Consider the following 19041-nt stretch of genomic DNA (forward strand, 5'->3'; position numbering starts at 1 on the left):
CATTACTGCAGTCGAGTGTATTTAAATTGAAAATATTTTCAAGTTGGTTATTTGTAAAATATTGCAAAAATTATTATTTTTATTTAATGGAAATTTTCATTATTGATAATACGTAATTTAATATTTCCTTTGTTTTTTTGTTTCCAATGTTGGATTCTATCTTTTTTTCAATAAAAGATAGCATTTCGGAATTTGTGCAACTTGCTATGTGCATATCTATTGCATCTGAAATATTATGATCTATTTTCTCATCCTCTAGAATTTTGAGAAGTATCTCCATTGCTTTATGATTGTTTTTCTTGTATAGATAGTATTCTGATGCTATTAATTTCACTGCGTTAGATTTGCTTAACATCAGTTTGTGAATTATTTTCTTAAAATCCTCATTATTTGACTTTAGTAACACATATGCTATCGCGTGACGTAGTTCATTTGAGATAATTTGATGTCCTTCAAAGGTGTAAATTTTTTGCATTTCTTGTTTTGCAATATTAAGTATTTTTTCTATTGGGTCTATTTCAAAAAGTAAACTCCAAGCAATTTCTTTGTCTTTTTTAGGATTTTTAATTTTTTTTATAATTTCAATTTGTTCTTTGTTTAATTTGTTTTCGATTTCTTGTTGTTTAAGTATTTCTAGTATGTTTTTAATATCTAAATTATCTATTTTTTCTGATTTTGATACTGTATTTTTTATTGATGTATTTTTCATCATTTTAATTTCCCTTTTTTTATCTCAATATGCATTCCTTTAAAATCACCCTGCACCGCGATGTTTCCAGTATCGTCGCATAAGAGTGACCCGGAGAGCCTTGGAGGCCCATAATTTCCGTTTGATACGCTGGACGTAGGGACAATTTCTTTATGGGCGTGCGGTACTTCATCGGCACGTCCTAGTGGTGGCGAGCGACTTTCCGCTGGATCAATTCGCACTGATGCTGTATACCCGTCCGGCAGATTTTTTGTCCAGACTTGTCCTGCTGTATTTGATCCTGTTGCATTATTTCTGGAACCTACCATCGTGTATCCTCTGCTCCGTAAAATCTTTCTGATCTTGCTGGGGAGCATGTTGTGCAATGCGGGCAGATTTCTTATTTCGTCCGCGGCACCGATGATGACTTTGCATTTTGCCAGTCCTAGCGGGTCGTTCCAGTAAATGGGGTTTTGTGCGTACGCATAACCATTCAGTCCGCCGGAAAGGCCGATCGGGTCTTGGCTGACATAACGCCCACAATTCGGTTCATAATACCGATTACGGTTGTAAAACAGCCCCGTTTCCCCATCCTCATACTGCCCCTGAAACCGCAGCGGCTGCGCGATTTTCCCTTCCACATAAAGCAAACGCCCCCACGCTTTGTAGCGCCCGCTCCAGACCACGTTCCCTTGCGCATCCGTCAGCTCGCGCGGCGTGCCCAGGTGGTCGCAGTGGTAGTGGGTGATGCTATCGTGTGCCGCCGCGCCGTCGGCTGCCGCCTGGGTACGCTGCCATGCCGATACCTGGAGCGCTTCGGTGTCCGCCTGTTCTTGCGCAATGAGCGCCTGCAGTTCGGTGTCGTTCCGGGTGGCGGGTAAATCCCACTGCGCGATGCGCGGCAGGTGGGCCGTGCTTGCCTGGCCGCAGCCTTGCGAACTGATCCTGGCCAGCGGCACGAAGCTGTCTGGCTCGTACAAATATGTGACCGTTTCTTCGTGCCCAAGTTCCTGTGCCAGTGTGTCGCCGTCCCACACGAAGAAGGTGGTGGCGGCGCTCGTGCGTGCGGGCTGGTCTTTGGTGATGTCTTGCCGATTGCTCCAGCGTGCTTCCTCTACCCGTTTGGCGATGCGGCGGCTGAAGGCGTCATAAAAATAGCGGGCGCGGTGGCGCGACTGGCGTTCCGTCCTGGTGGCGTGGCTGAGGCGGTTTTCGGCGTCGTATTCAAGCGCCAGGTCGCTCCACGTCGATTCCCTGCCCTGTGGATGGAAGCGCTTGCCGGTGGCATTGCCTTGCTCGTCGTAATCGTATTCGGTATCGCCGTAGCGTTTCAGGACGTTGCCGGGGGCGGGAGCCGTGTCGAGCAGATTGCCGGCCGGGTCGAAGGCGAAGCGTTCGGCCAGGCCCGGTTGCACGGCGGATAGTATCTGCCCGACGGGGTCATAGGTGTAGCTGAGTTTGCCGAGCGGGCCGGCAGCCGTGGAACCCGTTTGGAAAATAGTGGTCAGGTTGCCTTGCGCATCGTAGTCGAAGCGGCGTTCGCGCACAGGGGCGGGTGCGTCGGCGCCCCGTGCCAGGGTCAGCTGGGTGAGCCGCGATTGCGGGTCGTACTGGCGCGTGGCGAGCAAGCCGCTGCTGCCCAGTTGCCGCTGTCTTTCGCGGTGCAGCTTGTCGCGCTCGACATCGACCACGGCCTTGCCTTGCCACAGCACGCCATGCCAGTGGCCGGAGCCGTAGCGCAGGGTATCGATGCGGCGGCCATTCGGCAAGACCGTCTGGATGCGGTTGCCCAGTTCGTCATAAGAATGCGTCATGACAAAGCTGGCATCCGGCGCGCGCGGGGCGTTGGGCAGCCTGCCGACGTCGGGCAGGGATTGCAGAAAATATGCGCTGCGTTCTTCGGTCAACTGGCCCAGCGCGTCGTGGATAAAGCGCTGTTCGGCTTGCGGGGCGGAGACGGCCGTCAGGCGGCCCAGCGCATCGTAGGCGTAGCGCACCACGCCGTCCGCCGTGGTCTTGACTTGCAACAAACCGAGCGCGTCGCGCAGCAGCTGCGTGCGCAGGCTGCCGCACTCGGTGGCGGTCAGGTTGCCGGCCTGGTCATAGCTGTATTGCGTGCGCTTGCCGTCGAAGCCCGTTTCCGACGCCAGCCAGCCTTCCGCGTGATACGCGAGCCGGTAGCTTTCGCCCTTGGCGTTGATCAATTCCGTCAGTTGCAGCGCGGCATCGTAGCGATACTGCACCGTCTGGCCGATGGCGTCCGTGCGCTCCACGGGCAAGCCCTGACCGTTGTAGCGGTAACGCGTCTGCTGACCGGCCGCATCCACGTGCAGGAGCAGATTGCCGTCCGCATCGTAGGCGTATTGCTCCCGGGTTTGATCGGGCGCCGTGAGACGGATCAGCCGGCCAAGGGCGTCATAGGCATAGCGGGTGGCATGGCCCAGTGCATCGCGGGCCGCTTCCAGCTGCCCCAGTGCATCGTAGCGGTATTCGCTGGTATGGCCGGAGCAATCCGTGTAGCTGGTCAGCGAACCCTGGCGGTTGTATTGAAAATGCTTGCTGCCGCCCCTGGCGTCGATCAGCTCCACCAACTGGCCGCGCTGGTCGTAGCGGTAGCGCGTAACGTGGCCCAGGGCGTCCGTGATGCTGACGGGACGGCCTGCCGCATCGTATTCGCGGCGTGTGATATTGCCCAGCGCATCCGTGAAGGCGACGGGCTGGTTCTGGCCGTCGTAGTCGATGTTGCTGCTGTGTCCCTTTGCATCGGTGCTGCGGGTCAGGTTGCCGGCCGCATCGTAGGCATAGCGCATGGCGGCGCCGTTGGCGTCGATATCGGCCAGCAGCATGCCGTCGCGGTCCCATTCGCGCCGGCCCAGCGAGGCGGCCTTGCCATCGATGACGCGGCGCACCTCGGTGACCAGCCAGTTGGCGTCGAATGTGTATTCGAGGATGCCGCCGTTTTCCGTGACACGGCTGGTATCGTTGTCCACGTAATCGATACGCATGTGCTCGCTGTCATCGCACGCCTGGGTGGCGACGGCGCGCGCCTGGTAGCTGTCGGCCAGGGTGACGGGGAAACGTTCGGCCAGTTCCGGCTCGCTCAAGGGAGAACCGCTCCAGCGGGCGCGCAGCGCGTCCAGGCTGATCCATTCCAATTCGTACGTAAAGCCCGTGTAGCTGCTGCACGACGTGAGCAGGTGGTGACGATAGGTGTAGCGGCGCGTGTCGCCCAACGCATTCGACTGGCTGACCAGGTTGTGGCGGGGTGCGAAGGGCGGCTGGGCATCGTCCGTTTCGCTGGCATAGGCGTAGCGGACATGGCAGAGTCGGCTGCCGTCCGCCAGCACTTCGTCAACCCGGCCGATGCGGGGGGACTGTTCCGTCTCTCCGCGCATGGCTTCGAGCATGCCGCCATCGTCGCTGCGCAGGCGCAGCAGCACTTCGCCCGGTCTGGCCTCCATGAAACGGTCGATGCTGATGCCGCGTCCATCGCGCCCCTCGCTGCGCACGAGCGCAAAACGCTGCGTGGCAACCGGCGCCGACGGGGCCAGCATGGCGTTGACGCCGTCGTAGCCGTGCGGCAGCCAGCCGCCTTCTGCGCGTGCGTAGCGGTCGCTGCTGCCGTCGCGCCACAGCACGGTAAAGGTGTCGGCGCCGTCGCGCGTGAGCGTAAAACCTTCCTTGCGGCTGTCGTGTTGCTGGCCCGCTTCCAGGCTTGGCAGGCGCAGGGCGCGGCCGCTGTCGTCGTGAAACACGATGCCGGCCTCGCACAGCGACAGGCTGGTGGTGTAGGGCGTGGACCAGCGCGCGCCCAGCAAGCTCCAGTCTTCGCATGCGGCGCCGGAGCGGTAGCAGCGCGTCCAGGCGATGGGGATGCTGCGTTCGAGCGCGAAATCCGTCTGGTACAGGATTTCCTGGCCCGTGCCGAAATGCACGGGCTTGCGGCCCTTGACGGGTTTTTTGGCGGGGCCGCTATCCTTGGGACAGCAGTCGGACGGCGGTTCCGATTTCGGCTCCTTCTTGCCACGGCTCTTGCCGTCGTCGCCGCCGTTTTTTGGAGGAGGTTTGTCGAGTTTTGGGGGCAGCTTGTCCGGCTTTTTTCCGACCAGCTTTTCCTTGACCTTCTTGATGGTCGGCGCCGCTTTTTTGCCGAGGAATTTGCTCAGTATTTTTCCGCCAGGAATCTTGCTGAAGAGCGCTGTTTGCAGTACTGTGCCTGCCGCATTCGTGACGATGTCTGAGGCTGTATTGAGTAAATCAGGGGTCTTGCCTGTCAATAGGTAGTCGGCCGCCTGGTCGAGCACCGTGGCCGACGCTTCCATTGCCGTGCCTGTTGCAACGGTCGCCGTGCCGGCAACCGCGCCCGCTGCCGCCCCCGTTTCCATCGCGGCGGCAACGGGGGCGCCAACGCCAGTGGCCGCCACGCCAACGCCAGCCACTCCCAGCACGGCGCTGCCTGTCAGGACGGTGCCGCCCACTTCCACCAGGTCTTCGGCGGCGCCATGCATTTTCTTCGAACCATGCTCCTTGTAATCCTGTGCCGCTTCCCGTATCGCCGCCTTCAGGTCCTTGAGCACGGGCTTGGCCGCTTCCGCACCCCGCTCGTAAATCTTGCCCACCGTATTGCGCGAATTCATCCACACTTCGCGTCCCATCTGCACCAGGTTGGCGCCATTGGCGCGGTGGATGGGGCTGGCGACCTTGGTGTCGACCTGCTTGCCGACGGTGCCGCTCTTGACGCCGCCCGCCTTGCCGGCCGCGTCGCCCTTGACGGTGGGAATGGTGCTGCGCTGATGCAGGATGACGGGTTCGCTGTGCGACTTGACGTTGGGCGAGGCGTTCTGCGCCTCTGAAAATTCGCCGATGATGTTGTAGGGAATAGGGGGCGTGCTGGAGCCGATGGGCGTCTTGCAAATGTCGGGGCTGAGGCTGACGCAATAGAAGCGCGAGGCCTTGGTGACGGTTTCATTCGTCATGGTTTTTGCCTTGCCCGGCGGCTTCGCCTAGCGCTTCCTGCGCCTGCTCCAGCAGTTCGATGCGGGCGATTTGCGCCGGCTCCATCACGTGCAGCAGGCGCGACGCCACCTGGCCCGCGTCGGCCGGCACGATGGCGCGCCACACCAGTTCCACGGTGCCCGCCTCGGGATCGACCAGCACCGTATCGATGGCCAGGCGCCAGACGAGCAACTGGTCGTTCTTGTCCGCCAGCAGCAAACACAGCACCTGCCGTGGCAAGGCGAAGCGCAGCACCGTGTTGCCGCGCGGGTCGATGCGCGCCGAGCGATGGTCGTGGCGGCACAGATTGGTCAGTGTAAATTGTTCCAGTCCCGCCAGGTGCGTGCATTGCTGGTCCGGCGGCGTGCTGTTCCAGTAGGCGAAATCGAAGTCTTCCGGCAGGGTGGGGATGTCGTCGGCATTCCATTGATCCTTGACTGCGATGCTGCCGGCCAGTGCGCGGCGCGGCAGCCAGCCACGGCCGATAACGGCAAGGCCCGCCGGCGCCGGTAAATCCTCGCCGCCCGCTCCTTGCCAGAACTGGGCGGCCGTGCAGGGCAGCGATGGATGCGTCATGCGGGGTGCGGGTACCTCATGGACATGTTTCGCATCCAGGTACCAGTGCCGCACAAAGCCGCGTCCCAGCGGATTGGCCTGGCAGGAATCGTGTTGCGCCGCGGTGCAGTCATCGGCCTCGATGCGGCATTGCCCGCCATACGCATAGGCATAGTGCAGCGGCAATTGCAGGAACGGCTCTGGCGTGGACAAGTGCCACGGATTGGGCCGCAGCAAACCCGCCGTGGCGACGCGGGCGCAGCCTTGCGCCAGGCGGGTGAGGATGCTTTTCTTGCGGAATGCACGCTCGCCGCACACCTGCAAGGTCTTGTCGATCAGGGTCTTCTTTTTTGACTGCACCTTCAAATTGACGAGAAATTGCGGCATCGCCTGTCCGCGCGGCGCGTGCGCCACGCCATTGACGATCACGTCGCAGCGCGGCTTGTAGGGCGCGAAGTCGCTCTCCTGCACCGTGCCCGCCTGCGTGTCGTCGTGCAGGTGCCGGTCTTCCGTGGCCAGCGGCGACTGGTGTGCCATGGGCAGCAGGCTGGCCACACCATCGGCGCCGCACGGGCCCAGGGTGTAGCCCATGCGCGCCACCACCACATGAAAGGCCTCGCCAAACTGGTCGACCATGTCGAACTGGCTTGCCGCGTGCGGCGTGCGGTTGTCGAAGAGCAGGTTGGGGATATTGAAATGGGCTGTGCCGGCGTCGTTCATCGTCAGCCCGGATTGTTGTCGATGTCGTCGCCGTGGATCTGCACCTTCGATCTGCCGCGGATGATGATTTCATCGGCAACGAGTTCGATGCGTCCCGGCGTGATGGTGATACTGGACGTGCCGACCGTCATCGTGTGCGAATCGGCGGCCGTGAGCGTGCTGTCGGCGCCGACGATAACGCTTTTCGCCAGGCCGATCTGCTCAGCCTGCGCCAGCACGACGGTGGTGTTCATGGCGCCGATGACGGTGGTCTGGTAGGCGGCGCCGATGGTCAGCACCTTGGCCAGGCCGATGGTTTCGTCCTTGGCCAGGGTCACCCGTTCCGAACGGTGGCCGTCGATCTGCACCTGCTCGTTGCCGCCCACGTGTTCGCGGCGGTTGTCGCCAATGTCGATGTGCTCTTCACGGTCGACGCGTTCCCTGCGGTTGTTGTGCACGGTGATGTCTTCATCGTGGTCCACCGTCTCCGTGCGGTCGCGCTTGACGTGCACGGTTTCATCGCGGTCGATGGTTTTGCGCCGGTCGTTGCCGACCCAGTGCGATTCGTCATGCTCGACTTCGATGCGCTGGTCTTTTTCCGCATGCAGCCACAGCTCTTCCGCATCCTTGCGGTCTTCGAAGCGCAGGGCATTGGCGTGCGCGGCGGCACCTTTTTTTGACGAGCGGCTCAGCATGCCGCTTTGCGTCTTGTTGGCCGGTAGCTCCCACGGCGGCATATTGCGCGCGTTGTAGACGCAGCCGATGATGATGGGCATGGCGACGTTACCGTCGAGAAATTGGACGGCCACTTCCATGCCCACCCTGGGCAGGCTGATGTGGCCGAAATTCGGGCCGGCCCAGTTCGATATCACCCGTATCCAGGGCGAGCTCTTGTCGTCGAAGGTACCGAGTCGGTCCCAGTGGAATTGCACCTTCACCCGTCCGTAACCATCCGTGTGGATTTCCTCGCCGGGCGGCCCGACCACGGTGGCCGTCTGCACGCCGTAGATCTTCGGTTCGCGGCTATGGAAGTTGCGGCCGGGGCGCCAGGGGATGTCACGGGCGATGCAGGTAAATGTGTTGCTGTAGTGTGAAGTGGCGTTGCGTCCCTGCTGATAGTTGTTGCTGGCGTAGTGGTGCACGGACAGGATCAGGTACTCGCTGGCCGCGCTGTCGAAATGCCCGCCCAGGGTGAACCAGCGTCCCGGTTGCGCCGTGCGGTCGTTGCCCTGTGCCTCGAACAGCTGGCCCTGGGCGTCGCGCTCTTCCATGCGGCGCTGCGCCAGCGCCTCGCCGTCGTCGAGGTTTTTAAAGCCGTAGCTGCCCGTGTTTTCATACACTTCCAGGGCAGGCACGGCGCCTTGCCGGTTCAGCGAGTCGCGGCTGGCGCGGGCGCTGCGCGGATTCTTGAAATTGAAGCTGGCCACCGTCATTTGGCTTGGCGCCATGCGCCGCACCGTGCTCCATTGATGCACGCCATCGTCTTCCAGGGACCCGGCCTGGTGCTGGAAAGGCATTTCGCTCAGATCGCCATCGATGGGCTTGCCGGTGGTGCTGTCGTCGGACAGCCACAAGGTGTGGCCGTCGGGTCTGTGTTCGTAGCGGTAGTGCCAGCCCAGCTGCTCCCAGTGGCGGTGCAGCAGGTTGTGGTCGCTTTCGTTGTGCTGGCATGTATAGGTGATGGCGGGGTCCAGGCCGCTGGCGGCCAGCTTGTAGTCGCGCATCAGGTAATCATCGAAGACCTTGTCCGTCAGCGCCGCCACCGTCAAGCCGTGGAAGGCGACATTGTTTTGCCGCAAGTGCAGGTGCGACAGCCACGGTTCCAGCACCATCTCGTAAAACGCGAAACCGCCGTCCGTGCGCAGGAAGCGGAATTCGAACACATAGCCATTGAAGTAGCGCAAGGTGCCGTCTTCGCGCACCAGTTCGATGGTCACCATCTTGCCCATGACTTTGTCGAGCGCGATGGTGGCGTCGTCGGACAATACTTCCACCACGTAGGAAAAGTCGCGCGACAGGCTTTCGCTGGCGGCCAGGCTGTTGGCCAGGAACTGGATGCCAGCAGGGCCGTCGCCATGCGGAAAGTGCAGGCGCAGCAGGCGCTGGCCCTGCATGTCGGCCACTAATGCCGTCCATGCCGCCGTCGTATCGGGGAACTGGCTCATCGCGCATCGCTTCACGGTAGGAATCGTTGGCCGACTGTAGCAATAGCGAACACAAGCGTTTTTGCGCGGCCGCAAGGTTCAATCGTTGAGTGAAGGCATCAATTGCATTTCGTAATGCATGTCATCGCGGTGGCGCGGCGTTGCCGCATCATCGAGAAAGCTGTTGCGGCCGAGGCCAGCTTGCCCGGCAGCCGTCAACGTCGTCCCCCGCACATCGCTGGCGCGCAGCACCAGCACGATGTCGTAGCGCACGAGCGGCTGGCGGAACAGCATCAGCATGTGCCGCAGCGCCACGCTGGCCGGGGCGCGCGGCAGGAAGCTGGCGTGCTGTTCCGCGGTGAGCGGGCCGAGGCGCAGGCGCACGGCCAGGTCGGGGCGGCGGCAGCGCTCGCCGACGGTGGCGCGCTGGCCCAGCACGGCGTTTGCCATGCCCAGCGCCGTTTGTTCGCGCGGCGCCAGCACGTCCATGGCACCTGTCGCCTCGTCGATGTGGCAGGGCACGCCGAAATGGTCGCCGAGGATGCGCGCCATGACGATGGACGAGATGTTGCGCTGCTGTAGCAAGCCGCTGTACAGGCCGGCCGCGGCCTCATCCTGATCCGGGCGGCACGCGGCCAGGGCCAGCAGGCGCGACAGGAAGTCCCTGCTGTGGCTGGCTTGCTCGATGCGGTATTTTTGCCAAGCCTGGTAAAACAGGACGACGGCGCGGCTGGAAAACAGGTCGAGAAAAGCGCGCGGGCTATTCTCGCGTTCGCTGTACTGGTGCGCGGCAATGCGCTCCGAATAGTGGCTGGGCAAGCTGCCCTGGCAACCCAGGAGGCCCATGAAGGCGGGCGTGATGTGGATATGCTGTACATGACCCGACAGCAGCGCTTGCAGCAAGGCATCGGCATCGGCGATGCCGCCGGTCGTGAGCGCCTCGATCTGGCTGGCGGGAAAGCGCAGCGAGACGCTATTGTCGAAGCGCATGACCTTCGCCAGCGCCGTGTGTTCATCGATGCCGTGTTCGGCCAGCCACGCCTGCAGCAGGCGCAGCGCCTGGAAGCACTCGAAGCGCTGCGGCGCGTCGAGCAATTGCTGGATCACGCTGGCGTGGCGTCGGCGCTGCGTTCTGGGCATCGTAGGATTTCCTCGCCGCTGCGGTGGGACAGCAGCGTCAGTTGGCTAAAGCAGTTGAGCTGGCTGTTCAGGGCGAAGTAGCGCTGCAGCACCTGGGCAAAAATAGTGAGGCTGCTGCCGACGAACGCTTGCTCGTCGATGCCCAGGCGGATGGCGATGCCGGGCATCAGTGTGGGAAACGGCACGGTTGGCATCCACGCGCGCGTGCTGCCGTGCTCGAGCGTGACGATGCCCTGGATCAGCCGTTGCGTGGTGGGCGAGCGGGGCAGATCGTACAGGCTCAGCATTTTCTGGAATTCGCCCAGGCCCGCTTGCGTCAGGCTGGAATAATTGAGCGACAGGTGGGCGATCAGGCGCCAGTGCGTGTCCGCCGGGAAACGCATGCTGGGCGTGGGCTTGCGCAGGAAGCGTGCGGGGATGCCGTCGGGCACGTCTTCTGCCAGCAGGTCGCCGCCGGGTAAGCCGTAGTGCAGTTGCGTGGGCAAGTCGCGGTTGCTGCACAGCAGCTGCGTCGAGACGGTGGCGCAGGCGGCGCTGCTTGGTGAAAACTGCGGGTCGATCAGGCTCAGGCGCATTTCATGGCCGGGACTGATGGCTGCCACGGCTTCGTCGCGGCGCGCCAGCCAGTATTGGCCATGCTCTTGGTGCTGTCCCGTCTGGGCGCCTTGCAGCGAGGCATACAGCGGTAAAAAAGTGCTCTGGCGCTCGCCGGCCTCGTCCTTGCGCACCAGGGTGACGGCGTCGATGCTGTGGATGTCGTAGGCAAACGCATGTGTCGCATCGGCCACCAGGGCGTAGTCGGGCTCGGTATGCGTGAGACGGATCGGCACGCCGGATTTGGCAAACAGGTTGACGACGGGCGTGCAGCCCAGCAGCAGGTTGTCGCGGCTGGCGCCGGACAAGAGCCGCGCCTCATGGCTGTCGCTGCGCACGCCCTTGAGCGGCAGGTGCAAGGTGAACTGGCGGCACTGCTTCGGCAGCAGGGCCGCCAGCAGGGACCAGGCGATATCGATGAAATGAAATTTTTCCGGAAACGCGAAATACTCGGTCAGCAGACGCAGGGCCGGGTGCGAACGGGCGGAAAATGGGAGCAGCGCATCGTCGTCCGCATAGCCGGCCGGCGCCAGCGGCGTGCCATCGACGGCCAGCCACGGGCTGTGCTCGTCCAGCGCCACGTACGCTCCCGCGCCGTGCAGAAACAGGGCGTCGAGCAGGGCTGCGCGCACGGACGGTTCGCCATCGGCAAACAGGCGCAGCCTGGCAAAACCCGGTTGATCGAGATGGTAGTTGTCGCTGCTGCTGGTGAATTGAATGCTGAGCAAGGCGCTGGCGCCGGCGGGCAGGCGCAAGCCGGGCGGCGCGTCGATGATGGCTGAAAAATGCAGGCGCGAAATAGCCAGCGGCGCCAGGGTCACGTCATACGCGCTGGTAAATTTGCAAGCGACGCCCTGCACCGGCTGTGAGCGCAGCACGGTGCCGCGCGCCACATGCGCCACCTGAGACAGCTGGCCGCCGCCCGGCGCTTCGTCGGCGGCGATACGCGCGATGGAGCACGAGGGAAAAGGCCGCAGATAGTGCGGGTACAAAGTTTCCAACAAAGAATTGGTGAATTGCGGATAGGCGTCGTCGAGGCGCTTGGCGACCCTGGCCGTGAGCAGGGCGACGGACTGGATCAGGCGCTCGACATGCGGGTCTTCGCAGGTGTCTCCGGCAATCAGCAGGCGCCCGGCCGCTTTCGGATAGCGGCTGGAAAACTCGCGCGTGTACTGGCGGAACAGGCCCAGCTCGCGCTCGTAATACGGCAATAGTTGTTCCACGGTCGCGCTCTCCGCCAGCAGGAAAGCTTCATGCTGGCATCAGGCGCGATGGTGGATGTTGATGCGTGACAATGATTCTTAGAAATGGTACTCCGCACGTATCATCGGCGTCTTCGCCGTCTGGCCCACGTTGCCCGTGGTGGCGGGCGAGTTGCCGAACTTGTTCTTCCAGTACTGGTATTCCAGGCCCACGCGGAAGGTGTTCTTGGCGCTGCCCAGGGCCGCGCCCACGTCGTACATCACTTGCATGTCGATATTCGTTTCCACCGCCGTGTCGCGCCCCACTTCATCCTTGCCTTTGGAATCGATGAGGTTGAAGAAACCTTCGAACGAGAACAACGGCGACAAGGGGATGGCCCAGGCACCGGTCAGCATGGCGTGCGTTTTATACGTGTAGCGGCCCGTCACTTGCGAGATGGGCGGGAAGGCGCCGCTGGGGGCATTGCTTTCGCGCAGCAACAGCAGGCTGGTGTTGAAGAAGCCGGGCACGTCCCACATCAGGGTGGGGCCGGCCACCAGCATGCGCTTGCGCGAGTTGTAGCCGACGTCATTTTTCGTGTTGACGTCGAAGCCCAGGGTGACGCCGACGCCGCGCACGGGGCCGAACTTGATGTCGCTGCCGCGCACCTTGCCGATGTCGATGGTGTTGCGGTACACCAGGTACGCTTCCTGTGCGCCGGACGTCTTGCCCAGTGCGCCAGGGTCCTTGCTGTCGGAGATCAGGAAGTCCAGGTTGACGAAGTTGCTGCCGTATTTGTAGCCGCTGGCGTGCGTGATGGCAAAGATGTTTTTCTTGATGTCGTCCGGATTGAAGGGCTCGCGGTAATCATTGCCGGCGCGCCAGCTCAGCGCGGTATCGCTCCATTCGGCGGCCTGGACGGTCGCGCCCACGCCCAGAGTGGTAGTGAGGCAGAGCAATAGACACGGTATGGTTTTTGGCACTTTCGGCTCCTGATGGCGGTGTTGGAAAACGGGAACTGGGATGGCTGGGCGCAGCGGTTGGCTCACTAGCGCATGAAGCGCGGCGATGGGGCATTGCGCGCCGTTCAATCCATGATGCGAGAAGCGCCGCGCTGGGCGATATGTCTTATCTGCATACTTACTATCAGTTCCTGCATATAATCATCGCACCTTCCCGCCCTTGCCGGGCAAGGCGGCCGCTGTAAAGCTGATAATTTTTTTCAAAATTGTAGACAGGTGTTGTTTTTTTGAGGAAATAGAAATGCGTGCCGCCACGCCATCCCCCAATCGCTGCGGATGCCGATACGATAGAGACAACAGCTTGATTTTTTCCACCGGCGACTAGGCCGGCGACCCCGCAGCGAGGCATGAAAAAAACGATGACGGCACGCCTGGAACTCCTCGATATCAGCAAGCGCTATCCGGCCGTGGTGGCCAATGACGGCATCGACCTCACCGTCGCGCCCGGGCAGATCCATGCCGTACTCGGCGAAAACGGCGCCGGCAAATCGACCTTGATGAAAATCATCTACGGCGCCGTGCAGCCCGATGGCGGCCGCATCCTGTGGAATGGCCGCGAGGTCGAGATCGCCAACCCGTCGGCCGCGCGCGCGCTCGGCATCGCCATGGTGTTCCAGCACTTTTCCCTGTTCGACACCTTGACGGTCACGGAAAACATTGCCCTCGGTTTGCCCGCCGGCACCAACATGGCGGAGCTGGCCCAGCGCATCGAAGACACAGCGCGCCAGTACGGCCTGGACCTGGAACCGCAGCGCCACGTGCACACGCTGTCCGTCGGAGAATGCCAGCGCGTGGAAATCGTGCGCGCCTTGCTGGCCAGGCCGCAACTGCTGATCCTCGATGAACCCACGTCCGTGCTGACACCGGGCGCCGTGGAAAAGCTATTCGCTACCCTGCGCCAGCTGGCGAGCGAAGGCTGCAGCATCCTGTACATCAGCCACAAGCTCGACGAGATACGCGCCCTGTGCCATACCTGCACGGTGGTACGCGCCGGCAAGAACGCGGGCGTGTGCGACCCTTCGCAAGAGTCGGCGGCCAGCCTGTCGCGCATGATGATCGGCGCCGAGCCGCCCGCCGTCACGCGCGTGGCGCGCACGCCCGGCGCCGCCATGCTGAGCGTGCGCCAGCTGGATCTGCCGAAGAGCCATCCGTTCGCCACGCAATTGATCGATATCCATTTCGACGTGCGCGCGGGCGAGATCGTCGGCATCGCGGGCGTGTCCGGCAATGGCCAGCAGGAATTACTGGCCGCCCTGTCGGGCGAGGACATGCGCGCGTCCCCCGCCAGCATCGTACTGAACGGTACGCCTGCCGGGCGCCTGCCGCCGGGCCGCCGCCGCGCCCTCGGTTTCGGCTTCGTGCCGGAGGAGCGGCTGGGGCGGGGCGCCGTGCCTGACATGGGGCTGGCCGACAACGTGCTATTGAGCTTGCAGACCCCGGCCACCATCCGCCACGGTTTCGTGCGTCATACCGTCATCGCGCAGCGGGCGGCCGCCATCATCGCCCGCTTCCAGGTGAAGGCGGGCGGGCCGCAGGCGCTGGCGCGCAGCCTGTCGGGAGGCAACTTGCAGAAATACATAGTCGGACGCGAAGTCATGCGCGAACCCACGGTGCTGGTGGTGGCGCAGCCGACCTGGGGCGTGGACGTGGGCGCGGCCGCGCAAATCCGCGCCGAATTGCTGGCGCTGCGCGACGCGGGCTGTGCCTTGCTCATCGTGTCGGAAGAACTCGATGAATTGTTCGAGATCAGCGACCGCTTGCTGGTGATGGCAAAAGGAAAAATATCGCCGTCCCTGGACGTGGGCGAGGCCAGCGTCGATCTCGTGGGGCAATGGATGAGCGGGCTGTGGCCGCAGGAGGCTGCCCATGGCTAAGTTTGCCTTGCGCCTGGAAGCCCGTCCATCCCCGTCGCGGCTGATGTCGTGGCTGTCGCCCGTGCTGGCCGTGCTGCTGACCGTGCTGTGCGGCGCGCTGCTGTTCATGGCGCTGGGACATGATCCCTTGGCGGGCCTGGCCGTGTTCTTTGTCGAACCCTTGCGCGACGCGCACGGCTGGTCCGAGCTGGGCCTCAAGGTGGCGCCTTTGCTGCTGATTGCCGTGGGCCTGGCCATCTGCTTTCGCGCCAACATCTATAACATCGGCGCGGAAGGACAGCTGACCCTGGGCGCGATCTGCGGCGGCGCGGCGGCCCTGTACCTGGACACGGGCGATGGCGCGGGCGGCGCGGCCCTCATCGGCATTTCCCTGCTGGCCGGCATGGCGGGCGGCATGGCGTGGGCGGGTCTGGTGGCCTGGCTGCGCGACCGTTACAACGCCAGCGAAATCCTCGTCTCGCTGATGCTGGTCTACATCGCCCAATTGCTGCTCAGCTATCTCGTGTACGGCGTGCTGCGCGACCCGGAAGGGTTCAATTTTCCGCAATCGAAACTGCTGTCGGACGGCTTGCTGTTGCCGATGGTGATCAGCGATACGCGCTTGCACGTGGGCATCGTGTTTGCCCTGCTGGCCTCGCTGGGCGGCTGGCTGTATTTATCCAGAAGCATTGCGGGTTTTCGCCTGCGCGTGGGTGGCATGGCGCCGGCAGCCGCCCGCTATGCGGGTTTTTCCTCGCGCAAGACCTTGTGGTCGTCGCTGCTGATCTGCGGCGCCCTGTCGGGCCTGGCGGGCGCGTGCGAAGTGCTGGGACCGATGGGGCAGCTCACGCCCACCGTGTCGCCCGGCTACGGCTTTGCCGCCATCATCGTCGCCTTCGTGGGGCGGCTGCATCCCGTGGGCGTGATTTTTTCCAGCTTCGTCATGGCCTTGTTCTATATCGGCGGCGAACTGGCGCAATCGCGCCTCGGTTTGCCCAGTGCCATCACGGGCGTGTTCCAGGGCATCTTGCTGTTCGCCTTGCTCGCTTGCGACGTGCTGATCCAATACAAACTGCGCTGGAGAAAACATGGATAACCTGGCCCTGACGATAGCGCCCTTGATCGCCGCCAGCATCAATGCGGGCACGCCGCTGATGCTCGCCGCGCTGGGCCTGCTCGTCAATGAAAAGGCGGGCGTGGTGAACCTGGGCGCGGAAGGCATGATGCTGGTCTCGGCCATCACGGGCTTTGCCGTGGCCGTCAACACGGGCAGCCCCACGCTGGGCTTCCTGGCGGGGGCGGGGGCCAGCATGGTGCTGTCCGGGTTCTTTGCCTGGCTGACCGTGTGGCTGGGGACGAACCAGTACGCGACGGGCCTGGCTTTATCTCTGTTCGGCGCGGGCGCGTCCACGTACATCGGCCTGAAGTACGTGGGCAACAGCCTGCACAATGGCCGCTTCGGCATCCCTTTATTGGAAGACATTCCCGTGCTGGGGCCGGCCCTGTTCCGCCAGCATCCGATGGTGTATCTGTCCCTGCTGCTGTGCGTGGCCATCGCCTGGTTTCTGTACCGCACGCGGGCAGGATTGGTGCTGCGCGCCGTGGGCGAGTCGCCAGCGTCCGCGCATGCGCTCGGCTATCCCGTGCGGCGCATCCGCCTGGCGGCCGTGCTGTTCGGCGGCGCCTGCTGCGGTCTGGCCGGCGCGTTTCTGTCGCTCGTGTACACGCCGCTGTGGGTCGAGGGCATGGTGGCGGGACGGGGATGGATCGCACTGGCGCTGACGACCTTTGCCACCTGGCGCCCGGCGCGCGTGGTGGGCGGCGCCTACCTGTTCGGCGGCATCACGATATTGACCTTCCACGCGCAGGCGCTGGGCGTGCCCGTCGCGTCGCAACTGCTGTCGATGCTGCCGTATCTGGCGGCCATCGTCGTGCTCGTGCTCATTTCCAGTAATGCCAATTACATCAAGCTCAACATGCCCGCTTCGCTGGGGAAAAATTTCAATCCCGGAAATTAATCACTCACCACAAGGAAAACCATGTCCAAGAAATTACTGTGCGCCGCCGTTTGCAGTGTTGCGCTGATGTCCGCCATGCCTGCCATGGCCGCCGCACCGGCCACCGTTCCGCTGAACGTCGGCTTCGTGTATATCAGCCCCATCGGCGACGCGGGCTGGACCACCCAGCACGACCTGGCGCGCAAGGAAATGGAAAAGGCGCTGGGCAACAAGATCAGCACCAGGTTTGTGGAAAACGTGCCGGAGAGCGCCGATGCGGAGCGCGTGATCCGTGACCTGGCGCAAACGGGCAGCAAGCTGGTCATCACGACGTCGTTCGGCTACATGAATCCCACCTTGAAAGTGGCGAAGCAATTTCCTAATGTGAAGTTCATTCATTTGACGGGATACAAGACGGCCGTCAACGTGGCCAACACGAATGCGCGTTTCTATGAAGGCCGCTACCTGGCCGGCGTGTTGGCAGGCAAGATGAGCAAGACCCACGTGGCCGGCTACGTGGCGGCGTTTCCCATCCCGGAAGTGTTGCAGGGCGTGAACGCCTTCACGCGCGGCATGCGCAGCGTCGACCCGAAGGCGGAAGTGAAAGTGGTGTGGGTGAACAGCTGGTTCGACCCGGGCAAGGAACGCGACGCGGCCATCACCCTGATCGGCCAGGGCGCCGACGTGGTCACCCATCATACGGACTCGACCGCCGTGGTGCAGGCGGCGGAAGAGAAGGGCAAGTATGCGATCGCCTACCACTCGGACATGAAAAAGTACGGGCCGAAGGCGCAGCTGGCCGCCGTCACCCACCATTGGGGCGACTACTACACGAAGCAGGCGCAGGCCGTGCTCGACGGCACGTGGAAGTCCAGCAGCACCTGGGGCGGCATCAAGGATGGCATGGTCAAGCTGGAAGGCATCAACGCTGCCGTGCCCGCCGATGTGAAACAGTTTGTATTGGCGCGCGAGAAAGACTTGGTTGCTGGCAAGCTCAATCCGTTCAGCGCGCCGATCAAGGATAACGATGGCAAGGTGCGCCTGGAGAAAGGCGTGCTGGACGATGCGGCGCTGACGAAGATGGATTATTTTGTCGAAGGCGTGGCAGGGAAAGTTTCCGGAAAGTAATAGGTTTGCGTATAAACTTGCTGTAATATTGCCGGAAACGGGAGCCAGGCCGGGGATACATGCGCGTTCCCGGCCCATCCACACAGCAGAGCCTGCACAGGCCCGTACCGGAGATCGACCCATGGACAGACTGGAAGTATTCAAGATTATCGCGCTGCAAGCGAGCAAGGGCGAACTGACGTTCCCCGCCAACGTCAAGGCCACCTTGAAGCTGCAGGAAGCGCTGGACGACCCCGATTGCCATATCGAAGCGGCCGCCCGCATGGTCATGGCCGAGCCGCTGCTGTCGGCGCGGGTCGTGGCATTGGCCAACTCGGCAGCCTACAACCGTTCCGGCAATGAAATCGCCAATGTGCGCGCGGCTGTCTCGCGCCTGGGCTTTGCCACCTTGAAATCGATGGTGGCATCCGTCATCGTGCGCCAGCTGGGCAGCCAGATCACGGACCCGCAATTGCGCGCCAAGGCGGCCAAGCTGTGGGAACACACGGCCCACGTGGCCGCGCTGAGCCAGGTCATCGCCCGGAAAGTCACGCATGTGGACGTGGAAACGGCCATGTTTGCCGCCATCGTGCACGAAGTGGGCGGCTTTTATTTGCTGTCGCGCGCCGAGGAATATCCAGGATTGCTCGACGACAACACCGAAGACTGGATCGAATACGGCGAAAAACTGATCGGCCGCGGCGTGCTGCGCCAACTGCAAGTGCCGGACCTGGTCTTGCAGGCCGTGGAAGGCATGTGGCACGGCGGCAGCACGTTCCCGCCCCGCACCTTGGGCGCGACCCTGGTGCTGGCCAACGATCTGTCGCCCGTCGGCTCGCCGCTGCACCCGCCGGAAAGCGCCGCGCGGCGCCAGGCGGCGGCGAAGATCGATTTCGGTATCGGCGGCAGCACCCTGCATACGATACTCGAGGAATCGGCCGAAGAGATCGAATCCCTGGCGGCCGCCTTGCTCGTGTAATTTACTCGGCCATGACATCCCCGCCTTGCCGCGGGGATTTTTTTCGTCCGCATTTTGCCGCGCCTGCCCCATGGCATACAATCGCC

At 62.3% G+C, this 19041-nt stretch carries 12 protein-coding genes; 5 read left to right on the forward strand and 7 right to left on the reverse strand.

The features are described from left to right. Positions 1 to 79: 79 nt before the first annotated feature. From ACQ4WQ_RS17055 to ACQ4WQ_RS17085, 7 genes are all read right to left on the reverse strand, one after another. Complete coding sequence (locus tag ACQ4WQ_RS17055) at positions 80 to 712, reverse strand: hypothetical protein (RefSeq protein WP_436498637.1); 633 nt, start codon at positions 710 to 712, stop codon at positions 80 to 82. Then, positions 709 to 5664: an RHS repeat-associated core domain-containing protein gene (locus tag ACQ4WQ_RS17060; RefSeq protein WP_436498639.1), complete on the reverse strand. Its 4956-nt coding sequence runs from the start codon at positions 5662 to 5664 to the stop codon at positions 709 to 711. The genes ACQ4WQ_RS17055 and ACQ4WQ_RS17060 overlap by 4 nt, the downstream gene beginning before the upstream one ends. Then, a complete protein-coding gene (locus tag ACQ4WQ_RS17065) occupies positions 5654 to 6958 on the reverse strand; it encodes a DUF2169 family type VI secretion system accessory protein (RefSeq protein ID WP_436498641.1) in 1305 nt (434 codons plus the stop codon). Before ACQ4WQ_RS17065 ends, ACQ4WQ_RS17060 begins: the two co-directional genes overlap by 11 nt. Before the next feature lie 2 nt (positions 6959 to 6960). Further along, positions 6961 to 9102 carry a type VI secretion system Vgr family protein gene (locus ACQ4WQ_RS17070; protein WP_436498643.1) on the reverse strand — a complete coding sequence of 714 codons (2142 nt, stop codon included), beginning with the start codon at positions 9100 to 9102 and terminating at the stop codon, positions 6961 to 6963. 78 nt (positions 9103 to 9180) lie between these two features. Beyond that, on the reverse strand, positions 9181 to 10221 hold the full coding sequence (gene tssG / locus ACQ4WQ_RS17075) for a type VI secretion system baseplate subunit TssG (RefSeq protein ID WP_436498645.1): 1041 nt from the start codon (positions 10219 to 10221) through the stop codon (positions 9181 to 9183). Continuing rightward, positions 10185 to 12038 (reverse strand): type VI secretion system baseplate subunit TssF, encoded by a 1854-nt coding sequence (gene tssF, locus ACQ4WQ_RS17080; protein WP_436498647.1) that lies wholly within the window; start codon positions 12036 to 12038, stop codon positions 10185 to 10187. Before tssF ends, tssG begins: the two co-directional genes overlap by 37 nt. A gap of 78 nt (positions 12039 to 12116) precedes the next feature. Continuing rightward, on the reverse strand, positions 12117 to 12929 hold the full coding sequence (locus tag ACQ4WQ_RS17085) for an outer envelope protein (RefSeq protein WP_436499168.1): 813 nt from the start codon (positions 12927 to 12929) through the stop codon (positions 12117 to 12119). Between the two features lie 437 nt (positions 12930 to 13366). On the opposite strand from ACQ4WQ_RS17085, the gene ACQ4WQ_RS17090 reads away from it, so the two are divergent. The 5 genes from ACQ4WQ_RS17090 (at position 13367) to ACQ4WQ_RS17110 (ending at position 18955) form a co-directional block, all read left to right on the forward strand. Next, on the forward strand, positions 13367 to 14893 hold the full coding sequence (locus tag ACQ4WQ_RS17090; RefSeq protein ID WP_436498649.1) for an ABC transporter ATP-binding protein: 1527 nt from the start codon (positions 13367 to 13369) through the stop codon (positions 14891 to 14893). After that, positions 14886 to 15968 (forward strand): ABC transporter permease, encoded by a 1083-nt coding sequence (locus ACQ4WQ_RS17095; RefSeq protein ID WP_436498651.1) that lies wholly within the window; start codon positions 14886 to 14888, stop codon positions 15966 to 15968. The genes ACQ4WQ_RS17090 and ACQ4WQ_RS17095 overlap by 8 nt, the downstream gene beginning before the upstream one ends. Then, on the forward strand, positions 15961 to 16890 hold the full coding sequence (locus ACQ4WQ_RS17100) for an ABC transporter permease (RefSeq protein ID WP_436498653.1): 930 nt from the start codon (positions 15961 to 15963) through the stop codon (positions 16888 to 16890). The genes ACQ4WQ_RS17095 and ACQ4WQ_RS17100 overlap by 8 nt, the downstream gene beginning before the upstream one ends. A gap of 21 nt (positions 16891 to 16911) precedes the next feature. Further along, positions 16912 to 17997 (forward strand): BMP family ABC transporter substrate-binding protein, encoded by a 1086-nt coding sequence (locus ACQ4WQ_RS17105; RefSeq protein ID WP_436498655.1) that lies wholly within the window; start codon positions 16912 to 16914, stop codon positions 17995 to 17997. A gap of 121 nt (positions 17998 to 18118) precedes the next feature. Then, positions 18119 to 18955, forward strand: coding sequence for an HDOD domain-containing protein (locus tag ACQ4WQ_RS17110; protein ID WP_092716110.1), 837 nt, complete (start codon positions 18119 to 18121; stop codon positions 18953 to 18955). The last annotated feature ends 86 nt before the right edge of the window (positions 18956 to 19041 follow it).

The sequence above is a fragment of the Janthinobacterium goodfellowi genome, from assembly GCF_051380695.1.
Taxonomy (GTDB): domain Bacteria; phylum Pseudomonadota; class Gammaproteobacteria; order Burkholderiales; family Burkholderiaceae_D; genus Janthinobacterium.